At 59.1% G+C, this 15,158-nt stretch carries 11 protein-coding genes and 1 pseudogene; 1 reads left to right on the top strand and 11 read right to left on the bottom strand.

The window, feature by feature from the left end; translation table 11 throughout:
* Nucleotides 1-163: 163 nt before the first annotated feature.
* The 7 genes from ACSQ3H_RS26020 to ACSQ3H_RS25990 form a co-directional block, all read right to left on the bottom strand.
* Nucleotides 164-925: an ATP-binding protein gene (locus ACSQ3H_RS26020; protein WP_436120018.1), complete on the bottom strand. Its 762-nt coding sequence runs from the start codon at nt 923-925 to the stop codon at nt 164-166.
* A 247-nt stretch (nt 926-1,172) separates the two neighbouring features.
* Complete coding sequence (locus ACSQ3H_RS26015; protein ID WP_436120017.1) at nt 1,173-2,687, bottom strand: cyclic nucleotide-binding domain-containing protein; 1,515 nt, start codon at nt 2,685-2,687, stop codon at nt 1,173-1,175.
* 61 nt (nt 2,688-2,748) lie between these two features.
* Nucleotides 2,749-3,726 (bottom strand): HlyD family secretion protein, encoded by a 978-nt coding sequence (locus ACSQ3H_RS26010; RefSeq protein WP_436120016.1) that lies wholly within the window; start codon nt 3,724-3,726, stop codon nt 2,749-2,751.
* A complete protein-coding gene (locus ACSQ3H_RS26005) occupies nt 3,716-6,055 on the bottom strand; it encodes an ABC transporter permease (RefSeq protein ID WP_436120015.1) in 2,340 nt (779 codons plus the stop codon). Before ACSQ3H_RS26005 ends, ACSQ3H_RS26010 begins: the two co-directional genes overlap by 11 nt.
* On the bottom strand, nt 6,055-7,128 hold the full coding sequence (locus ACSQ3H_RS26000) for an HlyD family secretion protein (protein WP_436120407.1): 1,074 nt from the start codon (nt 7,126-7,128) through the stop codon (nt 6,055-6,057). The genes ACSQ3H_RS26005 and ACSQ3H_RS26000 overlap by 1 nt, the downstream gene beginning before the upstream one ends.
* 291 nt (nt 7,129-7,419) lie before the next feature.
* The gene (locus ACSQ3H_RS25995; protein ID WP_436120014.1) at nt 7,420-7,974 is read right to left on the bottom strand and encodes a helix-turn-helix domain-containing protein; all 555 of its coding nucleotides are present in this window, start codon (nt 7,972-7,974) and stop codon (nt 7,420-7,422) included.
* A gap of 243 nt (nt 7,975-8,217) precedes the next feature.
* On the bottom strand, nt 8,218-8,853 hold the full coding sequence (locus tag ACSQ3H_RS25990; protein WP_436120013.1) for a response regulator transcription factor: 636 nt from the start codon (nt 8,851-8,853) through the stop codon (nt 8,218-8,220).
* A gap of 277 nt (nt 8,854-9,130) precedes the next feature.
* Between ACSQ3H_RS25990 and ACSQ3H_RS25985 the strand changes: the two genes are divergently transcribed.
* Nucleotides 9,131-9,568 carry a response regulator transcription factor gene (locus ACSQ3H_RS25985; RefSeq protein ID WP_436120012.1) on the top strand — a complete coding sequence of 146 codons (438 nt, stop codon included), beginning with the start codon at nt 9,131-9,133 and terminating at the stop codon, nt 9,566-9,568.
* Here the strand turns inward: ACSQ3H_RS25985 and ACSQ3H_RS25980 are convergent.
* The 4 genes and pseudogenes from ACSQ3H_RS25980 to ACSQ3H_RS25965 all read right to left on the bottom strand — a co-directional run bounded on the left by ACSQ3H_RS25980 (nt 9,456) and on the right by ACSQ3H_RS25965 (nt 15,074).
* Nucleotides 9,456-12,986, bottom strand: a complete 3,531-nt coding sequence (locus ACSQ3H_RS25980) for a PAS domain-containing protein (protein WP_436120011.1) — start codon at nt 12,984-12,986, stop codon at nt 9,456-9,458. The genes ACSQ3H_RS25985 and ACSQ3H_RS25980 overlap by 113 nt on opposite strands.
* 370 nt (nt 12,987-13,356) lie before the next feature.
* A pseudogene (locus ACSQ3H_RS25975) lies at nt 13,357-13,479 on the bottom strand (DUF2312 domain-containing protein); the annotation flags it as partial.
* 444 nt (nt 13,480-13,923) lie between these two features.
* Complete coding sequence (locus ACSQ3H_RS25970; RefSeq protein WP_436120010.1) at nt 13,924-14,376, bottom strand: adenylate kinase; 453 nt, start codon at nt 14,374-14,376, stop codon at nt 13,924-13,926.
* Nucleotides 14,377-14,564: 188 nt separating this feature from the next.
* Nucleotides 14,565-15,074 (bottom strand): aldehyde dehydrogenase family protein, encoded by a 510-nt coding sequence (locus ACSQ3H_RS25965; RefSeq protein ID WP_436120009.1) that lies wholly within the window; start codon nt 15,072-15,074, stop codon nt 14,565-14,567.
* Nucleotides 15,075-15,158 lie beyond the last annotated feature (84 nt).

Here is a 15,158-nt window from a genome sequence, read left to right as displayed (position 1 = left end):
AACCATGACGGCACGGCGAGCAGTAGCCGGTCCGGCGCCCCGCATGTAGTACAGCTCCGGCCGGTAGCGCGGCCAGAAGAAATCACGGGTGCTAGAACCAACTTTGGTGAGTAGAGTGCGGACATCGATTGAACGTCTCCTTTAGACCTGCTGATCGGTAACACTACTCGGCGAAGGCAGGTGACATCACTGGTAACCACAGATCGATGGTGGTGCCGCGATGAGGCGCGCTGACGATCGACAGCCCACCACCCTGGCGTTCCATGAGTTGCCTGACAGTCGCCAAGCCGAGGCCCGTTCCATTTGTCTTGGTCGAGAAATGAGGCTCCCCCGCCATTTTCAGGGTCGCCTCATCCATTCCGATGCCAGAGTCTGAGATTGTCAGGCGGATCATCGCGTTGCCTCCTCGCACCCGACCGGTGGAATGATAATCCTGCGCAACAGCAATCGTCACACGTCCGCCAGCCGGCATCGCGTCACGGGCATTCAAAACGAGATTGAGCAACGCCCGCTCGATCAGCTGCGGGTCGATGAAGGCCTTGGGCAGACCGTGGGCGATGTCCATCTCGAGACGAATGCGCGTCGACAATAAGCTTACAAGCGGTGCCTCGAGCCGTTCCAGAAGCCGACCGACATCGACCGCAGCAAGCTTGACTGGTCGGGGGCTCGCAAACTCAAGCAGTTGCCGTGACAACGTCTTGGCGCGAAAGGCACAGTAAATCGCTCCGTCAATCTTTCTCAGTTGCCGCGCCGTTTCGGCCCCGCGACCTTGCATCTCCTCAAGGACGGACACGATCGGCGTCAGGAAGATGTTGAAATCGTGAACCATCGAGGCGAGAAGCACGCGCGGATCAGGAGTTGTTGGCGCCGCTGTGCCGTCATCTGTGCCGCAATGTCTGGGTAGCAGACTGATATTGTTGGTCATGGCTTTCTCTCCATTGACAGCATCCAAAGTCTCGTCTTCCATGAGTGGCATTTGATCACGTCTCAAGATTCAGGGCTTGTACGAAGCATCTGGTCTTTTGACGTTTCTCGCAGGATCTTTCTGCCGCTCGGCCTCCTCGATCGAACGCTCGACGAGCCGGGCCCGCGGCGACGAATCGACGACATGGCGCGAGCCAGCCCGCTGCGTTGAGCTTTTTCGCGCGTCGAGCGGGATTGGTCCCGGAAGATCAGAGATTGAACAGGTGCCTGATACGTGCCCTCAGAGGCGGTATCGCCTTTGCATTCACTGACCCGTCGCTTTGCCCGAGCCGAAGTAGCTCAGATGCGTTCCGCTTCGAGAGAAGCGAGGCCAGTTCATTGGCAATCGCCGGGCGGTCCTGCAACAAGGGAGCCAACCCTTCTTGCGTAATTTCATACACGACAACGAACGTCAGAGCTTGAATCGTGCCCGACCCGCCGGCGCCGGTTAGAAGGCCGCTCTCGCCAAAAAAGTCACCAGGGGCCAAGCGCCCCAGTTCCGTCTCTCGTACTCCATCTCGCCGGATGACCGCCACAACTCCGCTGCGGACAATCATGAGTGATTTCATCACGGCACCCTGCTCGGCCAGGATTTCGCCTTTCCGAAAGGTCCGGCGGCTCATCGTCGAGGCTAGCGCTTCCTTCTCGTCTTCAGTCATCGATGCGAATAGCGCGACCGCGTCGAGCAGTCGCCGCGGCGTGGGGTGATGGTCAAACAGCGGCTCATCGGTATGCGATGCAGCGAGTGCAACACTCGCCCCGTCTGAGGGTGTCGAGAGGGCCAGCCCCGCCGCTTTTACATGCCGATAGATCAGGTCGAAGATTTCACTTTTTGCCTTTGCCGCTGCACCTATTTCCGCGACCCGGAAACTCAGCTCCAGTTCGACCGCGCTTGCGTCTAGAGACACCACCTCAACGGAAGGTTCCGGTTCGGCAAGTATCAAGTTGCTGCTAAGGAGAACCGCGCGCATGACATCCACCATAGCGGATGGCGTTGTGGTCGGCCGTAACCAGACCGTGATTGTCACGCCGTGACTACGCTCCGGGCTGCTGAGATTGGTCAACCTCGCCTTTGCGAGATCGCTGTTGGGAACGACCACCAGGTCGTTTGCACCTGTGAGCAGATGCGTCGCCCGCCAGGTCGTCTCAACGACCTTGCCTTCGATGCCGTTGCTGAGTTCGAGCCAGTCACCGATTCCGTAAGGCCTGGCCAGGTTGAGCGCGATGCCCGAAAAGACGTCGCCCAGGGTGCTCTGCAGCGCAAGGCCGAGGATGACGGCGACCACACCCGACGTGGCAATCAAGGTTCCGACGGGCGCGTTGAAGACGTAGGCGACGACCGACAGGATTGCTCCGACGTAGATCACGCCAACAACAAGATCCTGAAGAATCCGGCCCTCTCGAGGCTGCCGTTCGAAGATCAGAAAAACCCGAACGATGCTGATCAGGGACCAGGCAGCGTTGATCCACCAGATGACCTTCGCGATCCCGATGAATACGCGCTGCAGCGTAGACGCGTTCGGAGGGACGGGTTCGTAAGGAACAATGCCGTGATAGAGCAGCAGGGTCGTGAGGGCCAAAAAGAATGCCAGTTGACCGACAAGACGACGCGCCGGGTGGCCACGCAGGAGAACACGCGTAACCAGGGCCCCCACCGCCGCAACCAACCCGGTCTGGACGATCGGATCAGCGATGACGTCTAGGATGTCGCTATAGTTTAACATTGTGCCGACCACAGCTTTCCTGGTCTTCCTGTCGCGCCCGCGACCGCCCTCAACTTGAGTCCTACGGTTGGGCGGTGAGCCAAACGGTCATGCCGGGCTCCAGTCCTTCGGCACTGCCGTTTGGATCAAGGCGGAGTCGGAAGGAATTGAGATCGTGGTCGCCGACGGCTCGGGCCGCGCGCCAGGTCGCGAATTCCCCCAATGGACGCAGTTCCGTCACGCGTGCATCGATTTGGCGCCCGTCCTGCACCGTCAGCGCTACCGTTTTGCCGAGCGTCATTTCGTGCAGATCATCTTCACGCAGAGTGAAGGCGAACCAGGCTTGGCCATCCACTTCTATCGTCATCACCGGCTTTCCGGGACCAATGATCTCACCAGGCTCCGCCACGCGGATGCCGATTGTCCCATCCGCTGGCGCGGTCAGCTTGGTCTTATCCAACTGGGCCTGGAGCTCCGCGACTGTGGCCGCCGCCAACGCCACGTGGGCATCGGCCAGAGCACGCTCCTCGGCGGTGGGACCGGCGCCTGCCTCTGCAACTTGCGCCCGCTTGAGATCAAGGTCAGCTTTTGCCTTTGCACGCGAGGCCGTACTCTCGTCGAGCATTTGTTTGCTGGCGAAGTCCTTGCCGGCAAGTGCTGATGCGCGGTCATACTGCTGCTGGGCGAGCAAAAGATTGGCTTCCGCCGTCTGGACGGCTTGGGTAGCGCTTGCCACCTCTTCCGCCCGCACGCCCGAATAGACCCGATCCCGCTCTGCTTTGGCGCTCGCCGCGGCGGCTTTGGCTTCACCAACAGCCGCTGTCAGCTCCGGGTTGTCAAGCACGGCAAGAAGATCGCCCTTGTGGACATGCTTGCCTGGAATGACGGCTATCGTCGCCAGTCGCCCCGTCGTCTCGGGCGCGATGCGAATCTCGGTCTGCCTAACCATGCCGGGGATCGGCGGCTTCGCCTGCTCTGCCGACGCTTCCCAAGCAATACAAGTTATGGCGCTCGCGGTAGCGAGTATGATTGCAAATCCGCGTCTCGATCTAGCGCGCATCAGACACCCTCCTACCCGCGGTGATTCTGGCTGAGGCGATAGCAAGGATTGCGTAAACGCCTGTCAGCACCCACAGCCGCATCCAATCTTTCGAGACGTCTGCCAAAGTCGCTCCCATCTGGTTGACCCGCACCAGGCCATCGATCCCGAAAGTGCTTGGAAGGATAAAACTGGCCGTCCGAAGGATCGGCGGGATCGCTTCCAGCGGCCAGGCGACGCCAACGAGAAAGAAGATCGGAAGACTGATGGCAATGAACAGCAGCACCGCGGTTTCGCGCCGCTTGAACCAGCTGCCAATGAACTGGCCGAGGAGGCTGACCGAGAGGATGAAGGGAATGACCAGGACGATCAGGTCGAGCACATGATCGTTTGCCGAGAAACCGTAGACCCTTGGCAGCACGACGAGGAACAACGTAAAGCCCGGCAACGCCAGCAGCAGATGCGCGAGGCTTTGGCCAAGCACCGCTGACATGGTGCCGCGACGGCGGCGAGCGCTGCGGCCGCCCTGCTCGTAGGTCACCCCACCCATCGTTGCCGAGCCCATCAGCAGAGTCTGCTGCAAGATCAACAGAAAAGCGGCCGGAACGATGTAGCTGCCATAGCCGCCGGTGGGATTGAACAGAGGCTGGTTCAGAATCTCCACAGGCGAGCTCTTCGCGAGAGCAGCACGATACAGGCTGCCGTCTGGGCGGGCGCTGCGCGCCGCGAGATCTGTCCTGACCGCGCCCACTCCTTCCTGAATACCCTGCAGCGTCCGGTTGTAGAGCAGGAAATATGCCGAATCGACATAGGCGGGCAGTCTGGCCTGATCGCCCTTCAATATCTCGCGCTCCGTTCCTGCTGGAATACTCAGGATGCCGAACACTTCTCGGCGTGCGAGTGCCGCCTGCGCTTCGGCCAACGTCGTCGGTCGAACCGCCACCTTCACCGCTTCGTCGGCATTGACTGCCTCGATGATCGTGCGGCTAACGTCGGAGGAATCGTCATCCACGATGGCGATTGGAATGTCCTTGATGAGCTGGCGGAGATAGGGCTGCGGATAGAACACACCGTATATGATAGGCGCCAGAACGATCAGACCGAAGGCGCTGCGGTCACGGATCACTCGGCCGTATTCCTCAGTGAATGCTCGAACAATGCCGATCCTGCCCGGCCTGTCTTGTTCAGGCGCTGTGACCGGCTTTCGCAGCGGATGCCGAGCAATAGAGCGCAGCCTCAGCCAGGCCAAGCCGAAATAGACGACTGCCAATCCGCCGAGCATCATGAAAGGCTGCGCGGAATCTGCTACCGGCACGCCACGGGCCGCCTCGTCGAACAGGATTTGGATGTACCAGCGCAGCGGAAGTATTGCGCCCCAGGCGCGGGCGAAGATGTTCATCGCCAATACCGGAAAGCCCACGCCGGCGAAGCCGAAAGCCGGCGAGCAGATGATGCCGGTCAGGCTGAGACCGAAGGCCAGGTTCCTGGCGAGGAGTTGCAGGAGTGCCCCCAGCGACAAATAGGCAATGATCAGCAAGCAAGCGGCAGATCCCACCAGCACGGGGTCGCCGCGGAATGGTATCTTGAAAATGCCGTGAATAATCCCAAGCCCGACAGCCATCATGACGAGGAAGATGCCGAAGTAAGGTGCCAGCTTGCCGACAAAGGCGATGAGCGTGCTATCTCCGGCTGTGGCGCGCCATTCGCGCATGTTGCGCGACCCGAACTCGGAGCCGACCGCATAGCCGCCTGAAATTGCGACGATGACATGGAGCACGGTCGGCAGGATCGCTCGCAACAGGAACTGCGCATAGTTCAATGCGGGATTGGTGAGAACGTATTGTTCGACGACAAGCGGACCTGGCGTGTAGGCAGTACTGTGTGGCCCCGCCTGCAGGTCGGCGACGGCTGCCGATAGCGCGGCCTGCAGTGCACTCGATGCGACGTTGCCAGGCGTGAAGAACTGCTTGTTGAAGAAAATCACCGCTTGGGGTCGACGCCCCTCCGTGATGTCGCGCTCGAAATTCTCTGGAATGTAGACCGCAGCGATAGCCTCGCCTGAGCGGACGGCGTGCATGGCTCCATTGAGATCGGAAGAACGTCTCGCCACGGTGACGCCGGGCGCCGAGCTGATTGCCTGCACGAAGGTTTCGGACGTCTTGGATCGGTCCTGATCGACAACGTCCACCTGGAGATCGCGGATCACGGCATTGCTGAATGTGGCGGCAAGGATCGCAAAGGCAATCAGCGGGATGCCGACGACGAGCAGCAGCGCAACTTTGTCGCGCCAGATCCAGATCACCTCGCGGACGGCGACGTCGACAATCCCGAAACGACGCACGCTCGGCATTAGTGCACCCCATTCCAGTCCGCGTAAGCGCTCATGCCGGGCCTGAGGTTGGGGAGCTTGTCGACCGGATAGGCCCGCACCTCGAAGGTTCTGAGATCGAAGTCGCCGGTCGCACGCGTTGCACGCCATCCGGCGTATTCGCCACGCGTGGCAATCGTGCGAACCTCGACGGTTACGGGTGTATCGCCGAGCGCCGGGATCCTGGCGGTGAACCGGTCCCCCACTTTCAGATCCTTGACCAGATCCTCGCGAAGATCGAAGCGCAGCCAGACGTCGCTGAGGTCCACAAGCGAGAGTAGCGGCACGCCGGGCGAGACATATTCGCCGAGTTCCGCGCCGACCTGATAGACCTGCCCCGCGATCGGAGCTTTGACGGTCATCTCGTTAACCTGAGCTTGGAGGGTCGCGATCGCGGCCTCAGCTTTGGCGACGGCAGCTTGTGCCACGCCGCGTTCCTCGGCGGTGTAGCCAGCGACAGCTTCCTGATAGGCGAGCTTTGCTTGCTCCAAAGTTCGCGTCGCCACGTCCAGCGATGCGGTCGCCTCGTCGAGCTTCGCGACCGGCTCGAAGCCGCCCACAGTGACCTGCTTGACTCGGTCGTAGGTCTGCTGGGCAAGCGTCAGACTTGCCTCGGCTGCAGCGACCGCAGCCTTGCGTTCTGCAACCACCTCGGCGCGCGTGCCGACCTCGATGCGCGCCAAATCCGCCAGAGCGACGACCCTTGCGGCCTCCGCCTCGTGGAGCTTCATCAACAGCTCCGGATTATCGATCGCCACGAGCAGTTGCAGGGCCGTGATATTGTCGCCGCGCGAAACCGGTCGCTGCGCGACCCTGCCATCGATACGAGCCGCAATATCAACGCGGGTGGCATCGGCTTCACCTTGCACCAGCAGCGGCTGCGGCTGAACGAGATACCACAATGACAACCCAACGATCGCCAGCACGCTGAACGCAACGATGATCGCTGCCATTTTCGAGGTTCTGGGCGGCTCAGCGGCGGCGAGTTGGACTGGTGTGGGCGCGCGAAGATCATCAGTCGAGTCTGATGTCTCGTTTAGCGAGTCACGCGACATGTCCGGCACCGTAAGTCTCCACTCGTTGGTCTGGACAATACTTGACGGCGATTGTCATCGGGTCTTGTCGTTTCCTGCTCTCTCAATTACCAATCAGCTGCCTCGTCGATTTGTCCTTTGTTTCCGGATTGCGGTAAGTATGTAGCCCTGAGGTGTGCTCCAATGCAGGCATGGATGGAGCCAATTCCGTCGAGGTGACGGTATGCACCTACTGTGTCCTGGATGTGTTGTAGTTCGAGTTAGCCAGTAAAGGGACGCGCGAACCGTTCCATCGGGCGCCGGCGGAGCCCGTCAGCCGCGCTCTGGAGCCTCGTGTTCGCGCCGCCACTTGGCTGGGCTTTGGCCAAAGGCCGGCCTGAAAAGCTTGCACAAATGTGCCTGGTCAGAAAATCCGACACTCAGAGCGATTTCGCTCAGCGTTGCTGAGCTGGTCAGCATCAGGTGACAGGCTTCCTCGAGCCGCCGCCTCACGACGTAGGTGTGCGGCGGTTCTCCGAACGCTCGTTTGAACGAGCGTGAGAAGTGCGCCGTGCTTCGCCGCGCGACGGCACTGAGGTCACTGGCGTGAATGGTCCGATGCAGGTTCTCGTCAATGAAAGATCGGACACGCGCTATCTGCCAACCCGCCAATCCACCCGTTCTGGAGTCCTTGGCGCGTGAACGGCGCTCCATCTCTGACTGGAGGATGCACGACGCGGTGGCCAGCGATGTCCTTGCCGCCTCCTGATCATGCTCGAGCTCGGTTTTGGCTGCTTCAAGGAGCAGCGCGAGGCTGTTTGCCAGAGAACCGAACTCGAAATCGGTTGGAGACGAAACACCGGCATCCTCGCTGTAGAGCCTTTCCATATCGAACCCCTCGTCAAATATCCCTTGCCAGCCGGGACGAATTTCATGTGCTGGCTCTCAAAGAGAAACAAAACACGGTCTCGGCCGTGGTGACGTAGAGTTTGATGATTTGGAATGCTGCGATCTATTGCACGCAGGTGGTACGGAATAGCATCATGGTTTAACAGCGCTGAACTTTAGTTTACACGCGAAGGACGGCAGATCGAATGCCAGTAGAACCACCACTGCTGGTGCGGCTTCGGCTCAGCAGTGTTGCGGCTCCTCGGGTACCAGTTGCAGCTTTTCCGCCATTCGGCTGAGCGCGAGAAGCGAGTGGGCCTTCATCTTTCGCATCAGACGGCTGCGATGCACCTTCACCGTGGCTTCTGCGATGCCGATATCGCCGGCAATCTGTTTGCTGAGGCGGCCGCGCGCGACCTCAATCATGATCTCGCGCTCCCTGGGGCTGAGCGACGCGAAGCGCTCCCTGAGAGCGACCAGCGCCTCTTCATTCTCCCGCCGGGCACGATCGCGAGAGAGGCCGAGCTGAATGGCGTCGAGCAGCTCCTGATCGCGGAACGGCTTGGTCAGGAACTCAATGGCGCCGCCCTTCATCGCCTGCACCGACATGGGAATATCGCCATGGCCTGTGATGAAGATGATTGGGACCTCCTGGTTCGTCATGGCGAGCTGACGTTGAAGATCAAGGCCGCTTCCCCCCGGCAATCTGACGTCGAGCACCAGGCAAGCGGGACCATTCGGCGGGTCCGACTCGAGAAACTCCGAGATGGAAGCAAACAGCCGAGCATCCAGGTCGAGCGATCGCAACAAACGCCCGATCGAGTCTCGCAGGGCTGTATCATCGTCGATGACCAAGACGGTAGCGTTCTCGTCCGACATCGCGGCTGCTCTCGATTAAAGGGCAGGCAAATGAGCCTGTCTCGGTTGGAGAGGTTCGCGTGGCTCCCCTATCGCAAGCTTAGTCCCGATCGATGGACGTGAACAGTCTCATTCTCCGTCAGGGATGCGCGCGGGCGTAAACGAAAGTTTATGCGCTCTATCATCCGCTTGGTGGCATCCTGCCGCGTAGCTACGGAATTCGCGTCCTGGCATAAGCCAAAGTTTACAGGCACTGGTATTGCTCCAGCATCACTCTTGGGCGCAAGCTACCACTCGCATGCGGGTGCCCGCTTCGCAGTTCATGCGCACTTCCGGAGCACACATGGCGACAGTGTCGTTGGTCTCGGTCGTCGAGGACGATCAGTTCTTTCGCGAATCCATGAGGAGGCTCATGAGATCGCTTGGCTACGACGTCGCGGCCTTCCCGTCGGCAGCCGATTTCCTCGCATCGCCTCATCTCGCCGAAACCGCCTGCCTGATCGCTGACGTCCATATGCCAGCGATGACCGGGTTCGAGCTCCATGAACACCTCATCGAGAGGGGTCACGCCATTCCGACGATACTCGTTACTGCCTACCCCGACGACGTTGACCACGCCCGCGCTATGAACGACGGGGTCGTTTGTTACCTTCGTAAGCCGTTTGATGAGCGGCATCTGATACGGTGTCTTGGTGCGGCCCTCCGGTCAGGTGAGCCGGGCGACGAGAATTCGTGAGTTCCTTGCCTGCGCCGGGTAAGGAGAACCGAAGCATGGCCCCACCTGATGCATTCGTGTCTGCCCACAGCCGGCCCCCGTGGGCATCAATGATCGACCGGGAGATCGACAGTCCCATTCCTACGCCGCTCGACTTCGTGGTGTAGAAAGCCTGGAAAACGCGATCGAGACGGTCCGGATCAATGCCCGGCCCTGAATCGTGCACGGACACGAGAACGCCACCGGTCTGGGTTTGCTCGGTGCTGATCAACAACTCCCGTGGCCCCGCCTCGACCCTGCTCATGGCTTCGACTGCGTTTAGGATCAGGTTCAGCATGACTTGTTGTAGTTGAACACGATCCCCGTCGATGGGAACCAGCGCCTCCGAGAGGCGGGTTTGGACCGAGACTCCATTCGTGGTGATTGCGCTTCGCGCCAATCCAATCACTTCGTCGATCGCCTTGTTCAGATCAAAACGAGACTTGCGAGGAGGTGCTTTCTTGATGTGATCACGGATACGGTCGATGATATCGCCGGCTCGGTCGGCATCGTCGACGATACTGGCGAGCGCTTCCCGGATTTCGCCCAGATCCGGTGGATTTCTGTCCAGAAAGTGCATGGCCGCACGGGCGTTATTGCGCGCCGCGGCAATCGGTTGCGTGATTTCGTGGGCCAGCGAGGCGGTCAGTTCTCCCATTACGCTCAGGCGGCTCATGTGCGCGAGATCCGACTCCAGCTGGCGCAACCTCTCATGCTCCTCCTGCGCGAGCATGAGTGCTGTCACGTCGGTGCCGGTGCCGCGATAGCCACGGAATTCTCCGTCGGCGTAAAACACTGGCTTGCCGCTGGCCTTCACGTACATCGGAGAGCCGTCACGGCGAGCGGAGCGATATACGAAGTCACGAAACGGTTTGCGTGAATCGAGAGTTGCCTGGATAAGCCGCCATTTCTCCGGCTCCGTTTCAAGATCGAGAGCGCGATCCCAGCACGCCGTGCCGATTCGATCAGCCGAGTCTGAACCAAACGCATTCTCGGTCAGCAGTGTGAATTTGTAGTCCGGACCGATTTCCCAAAACCAATCGGAGGCACTTTCGGCGTAGTCGCGGAATTTCGCCTCGCTCTCCCGCAATGCTTGCTCGGCCCGCTTGCGTTCCGTCACGTCGAGGATCGTACTGACAACCTCCACAAGTTCTCCGCTTGCAGAGAACTTGGGATGAGAGGTCACTTCGATATATTTGATGATTCCTGCGGGCAGTACAATTCTGTACTCGAGTTTATAGTCCTTCTTCTGCCGCACCGCTCGCCGGGCCTTTTCGCGCACCCGTTCTCGGTCGTCAGGATGCATCCTTTGCTCCACAGCTTCGCGGCTTGGGAGGCCGTTACGCGGATCAAGCCCAAAAATTCGATACGTCTCATCTGACCAATAGAGGATCTTTGTATCGTTATAGGCCGCGGAACCGGTGCAGCTCAGCCTCTGTGCTTCGGCCAGATAAGCTTCGCTGCGGCGCAGCAGGACTTCCGCCCTCTTGCCTTCATCGATGTCGACAGACAGGCCGTACCACTGAATGATGCGTCCCTGCCGGTCGCGCAAAGGCTCACCACGCGTATGGTGCCAGCGAAATTCGCCGTCTGCTCTTCGGAAACGATGCACAGCCTGGTACGAAGTTCCGGTCTGAATTGCGTGATCGAAAGCCCTTGCGGTGCCTGGAAAGTCGTCTGGGTGCAGGAAGGCCTCCCAGCCGCCATGCTTGAAGTCCTCAAATCGCATGCCTGTATAGTCCAGGAAGCGCTGATTGAGTTGCGTCGGTTCGCCGGCGGCGTCCGTCGACCAGAGGAGGCCTGGTACCGTTTCGAAGATCTGACGGAGCTTGTGTTCGCTTTCTCGCAGCGCTTCCTCGGCCCGCTTGCGTTCAGTCACATCGATCTGTGTAGAGACAACCTCCACAAGTTCCCCGCTTACGGACAGCACGGGTTCGCCGATCGATTCGATGTGTTTGACCGCTCCATCGGGCAGTACGATTCGGTATTCGTGCGAGTAGCCTCTTTTCTCGCTGAACGCGAGCTGAACCGCTGCAAGCACCCGGTCCCGATCCTCTGGGTGAAGCCGTTCGGCCATCGTTTCAAAGCTCGGAATACCCAGCGTCGGATCAAACCCCCAGATGCGGTAAGCCTCCTCCGAAAAATAGAGGACCTTCGATTCGTTGGCGGCCGTCGCACCGCTGTGACTTAGCCTTTGCGCTTCGGCCAGAAGGGCTTCGCTACGGCGCAGCACGTCTTCGGCCTTCTTGGCTGCATCGATGTCGACAGACACGCCGTACCACTGGACGATACGCCCCTGTCCGTCACGCAGAGGTTCACCACGAGTATGGTGCCAGCGAAACTCGCCATCCGCCCGGCGCAGACGGTTCACAGCCTCGTACGAAGTTCCGGTCTGAATTGCGTGTTGGAAAGCCCTTGCAGTTTCTGGAAAGTCGTCAGGATGCAGGAAGGTCTCCCAACCGCCATGCTTGAAATCCTCAAATCGCATGCCGCTATAGTCTAACAAGCGCTGATTGAGTTGAGTCGGTTCGCCGGCGGGGTCCGATGACCAGAGGAGGCTCGGTACCGTTTCGAAGATTTGACGGAGCTTGTATTCACTTTCTCGTAGGGCTTCCTCGGCGCATTTGCGATCCGTCACATCCATGTTTGTGCAGAAAAACTCGACAATCCTTCCGTCCGAAGAAAAAACAGGACGGCCGATTGATTCGAGGTGTTTGACCGTTCCATCGGGCAGTACGATTCTGTACGCGATCGAGTAGCCTCTTTTCTCGGTGTACGCGCGCTCAGCCTTTGCGCGCACCCGGTCCCGGTCGTCGGGGTGGACCCGTTGCAACACGGCTTCAAAGCTCGGAATGCCCAATGCCGGATCAAACCCATAGATGCGGTAAGTCTCTTCCGACCAATAGAGAAGCGTGGTCTCGTTATAGATCGTGGAACCGGTATGGCTCAGCGTCTGCGCTTCGGCCAGATGGGCTTCGCTACGGCGCAGCAGGTCTTCGGCCTTCTTGGCTTCATCGATGTCGATCAGGACGCCGTACCAGCGGAGCACGGTGCCATCACTGGCCCGCAGCGGTTCTCCGCGTACATTGAACCAGCGATATCGGTTGTCCGCTCCGCGAAATCTGCAGACTACATCGTGAGGATTTTCAGTTTCGAGATTTTCGAGCCAGCTCCTCACCTTGAATGCGACGTCCTCCGGGTGGACTCTTTCCGCCCATCCCCAGTCAGCGATTTCGCCAAGCGGTGCGCCAAAATATTCGAGCACACGCTTGTTGACGTATTCAACATTGCCCTCCGGCCCAGCGTGCCACACCAGCGCCGGAATCGTCTCCACCAGCAAGCGAAGCTCTTGCTCACCGCTGGAGAGTACCTCCTCAGCTCCGTCTCCGTCCTTTGACATAGTTCGCTCCATGGCCGCCTGCAGATTCGGCCTGTCTTGTCGGAGACGCCATGTCGCAGAGCATCGCTGACGCCTCCGTAAAGGTCGCGCGATCATCTTACCCCCTTCGCCAGAGACGGACCATGTCCTTTCGGCCTCTTTCAACTCGACTGCATTGAGCAATGAATCGATCGCGTGGGCCATGACTTTTAGCGACAGCGATTGCTGCGGGCCGGTCGTACCGCTCGGAACTTTGCAGCGGGTAGATTCACCTCAAGGTGTTTGCAATGGCGGACCCACCTTCTGATCCGCCTGTGCACTGGCAGCCAGGGACGTTGATCTCCTCGAATTTTTGCAAAAGCTAAGGGATGCTCATATAAAAAGGGATTGATCAAACCATCCCGAGTGCGTTCATATAAAGCTCGAGAATCGCTTCTTCTTCCTTGCGCTCGTTGGCGTCCTTCTTGCGCAGACGAACGATCGTGCGGATGATCTTGGTGTCGTAGCCAATCCCCCCTACGCAATATGTCATCTGAATGCATTCCATCCGGGACACCGTTAGGATAGCAATGGGGGCGGCGCTCCATTAAAGAGGGCCGTAGCCGACCCCATTGCGGTTCACGACCGCTCCCGGGTGCGCTCCCTGGACCCGACCGTCAGGTCGGGCTTGTAGTGCGGCATCAAGACTAAGGTGATGCCGCAAGCAACTCAGATAGTCCTTCGAGGACCGTTACAGACGCTGCCTTCGTAGCAAGTGGTGGTAACTCCTCGAGCTCCAAGTTTATCGTGGTTGGGTCCCCCAGACGTCATTAGTCGACCATGATTTGGCGCGCTTTGTTCGCAGGATGGCAGCTCAACCGATTGCCGGTAGATTAGTGAGAACCCGTGAGACCAGAGCCCGCGGATCTTGGGTGCCATCAAGACGCAATACGGGGGCGATTTGCTTCTCCAACCAATCCTAATGGCGGGCCAGATTTCGTCCGGGAAAACCCGGTTTGTCGTACTGAGCGGCCCAAGCCGCGAAATTCGTATGGATTTCGTACATGTCGCCCGAAGGCAATATCCGGTTGCCGTAGCGTTCCCGTTCCCGCGCCAGGAGCCGTTCCATCCGAATAGGTGTAGGGGTGTAGACGAATACGATCAGATCGACGCGTTCGATGAGGGAGTCTCCCCAGCCGTCAAACGATCCGGACAGTACCCACCCCTCCTCTCCCAACGCCTCGCGGATCAGGCGGACTCGATCGGCAGGCGGACGCTTCGTCGTGAACGGTGGATTGGTCGGGAACCAATAGAAGTCGTCGCAGTCAACATGACGCAAGCCTAACGCAGACGCGAGGCCGCGACCGAGCGTTGTCACTCCGGAACATGATGCACCGGAGATGTAGACCGAAGATTTCAGCGTATCCTCCATCCCAATCTTTCTACCTGTGCGCCGTTGGGTCAGCAGTCGCGAATCCCCGAACTACACACTTCTCGCCTAATATCTAAGCATCGCAAAATCGGCTGTTTGAGGCTACTTTTGTCTACGACGATTGGCGGCCCCTTGGGCACCGCTATCAGCAAGGCCACCTCGACAGACACCGAGGTGGCCATTGGATCTTAGAACCTTACAACGACCGACTTGATCTGAGTGTAAGTATCGACGGATTCTTGGCCATACTCTCTGCCAAGCCCAGATTGTTTGTATCCACCGAACGGGAAGATCGGATCGAATTCAAAGAATGTGTTGACCCAAACGGTCCCAGCTTTGATCTTTCGCGCAACGCGATGTGCCCTGCCAAGGTCGTTTGTCCAGATAGACGACGCCAGGCCATATTGGATGTCGTTGGCCTGAAATACGGCGTCATCCTTGAATGGAATGAGCGCCACAACAGGCCCAAAGATTTCTTCCTGAGCCAACCGCATACCGTTCTTCACGTTCGTGAACATGGTGGGCTCAACGAAATACCCCTTGGTGCCAGATCGTGCCCCGCCTGTTGCCAACGTCGCACCGTCCTGTTTTCCGATTTCGAAATAGGGCACTGTAACCTTAACTTTCCGCTGGTTCTGATCAGGTACAATGGTGTCTTTGATAGCGCAGTTATGCTGCTGTCGCGCATGCGATCTCACGCCACGCTGTTATTGCAGCATGACGAAGTTCGCGATGGTCAGTTGACGAGAACTTGTTGCGGGGAAAGTGGTGAAGATTGGCCG

It is taken from the genome of Phyllobacterium sp. LjRoot231, assembly GCF_964253365.1.
Lineage (GTDB): Bacteria > Pseudomonadota > Alphaproteobacteria > Rhizobiales > Rhizobiaceae > Phyllobacterium.
This window is presented reverse-complemented; position numbering and strand designations above follow the sequence as displayed.

Bases quoted from the DNA above. Each gene is read 5' to 3' on its own strand.
- ACSQ3H_RS26020 (WP_436120018.1), bottom strand. From the start codon at position 925: ATGACCAACAATATCAGTCTGCTACCCAGACATTGCGGCACAGATGAC.
- ACSQ3H_RS26015 (WP_436120017.1), bottom strand. From the start codon at position 2,687: ATGTTAAACTATAGCGACATCCTAGACGTCATCGCTGATCCGATCGTC.
- ACSQ3H_RS26010 (WP_436120016.1), bottom strand. From the start codon at position 3,726: ATGCGCGCTAGATCGAGACGCGGATTTGCAATCATACTCGCTACCGCG.
- ACSQ3H_RS26005 (WP_436120015.1), bottom strand. From the start codon at position 6,055: ATGCCGAGCGTGCGTCGTTTCGGGATTGTCGACGTCGCCGTCCGCGAG.
- ACSQ3H_RS26000 (WP_436120407.1), bottom strand. From the start codon at position 7,128: ATGTCGCGTGACTCGCTAAACGAGACATCAGACTCGACTGATGATCTT.
- ACSQ3H_RS25995 (WP_436120014.1), bottom strand. From the start codon at position 7,974: ATGGAAAGGCTCTACAGCGAGGATGCCGGTGTTTCGTCTCCAACCGAT.
- ACSQ3H_RS25990 (WP_436120013.1), bottom strand. From the start codon at position 8,853: ATGTCGGACGAGAACGCTACCGTCTTGGTCATCGACGATGATACAGCC.
- ACSQ3H_RS25985 (WP_436120012.1), top strand. From the start codon at position 9,131: ATGCGGGTGCCCGCTTCGCAGTTCATGCGCACTTCCGGAGCACACATG.
- ACSQ3H_RS25980 (WP_436120011.1), bottom strand. From the start codon at position 12,986: ATGTCAAAGGACGGAGACGGAGCTGAGGAGGTACTCTCCAGCGGTGAG.
- ACSQ3H_RS25970 (WP_436120010.1), bottom strand. From the start codon at position 14,376: ATGGAGGATACGCTGAAATCTTCGGTCTACATCTCCGGTGCATCATGT.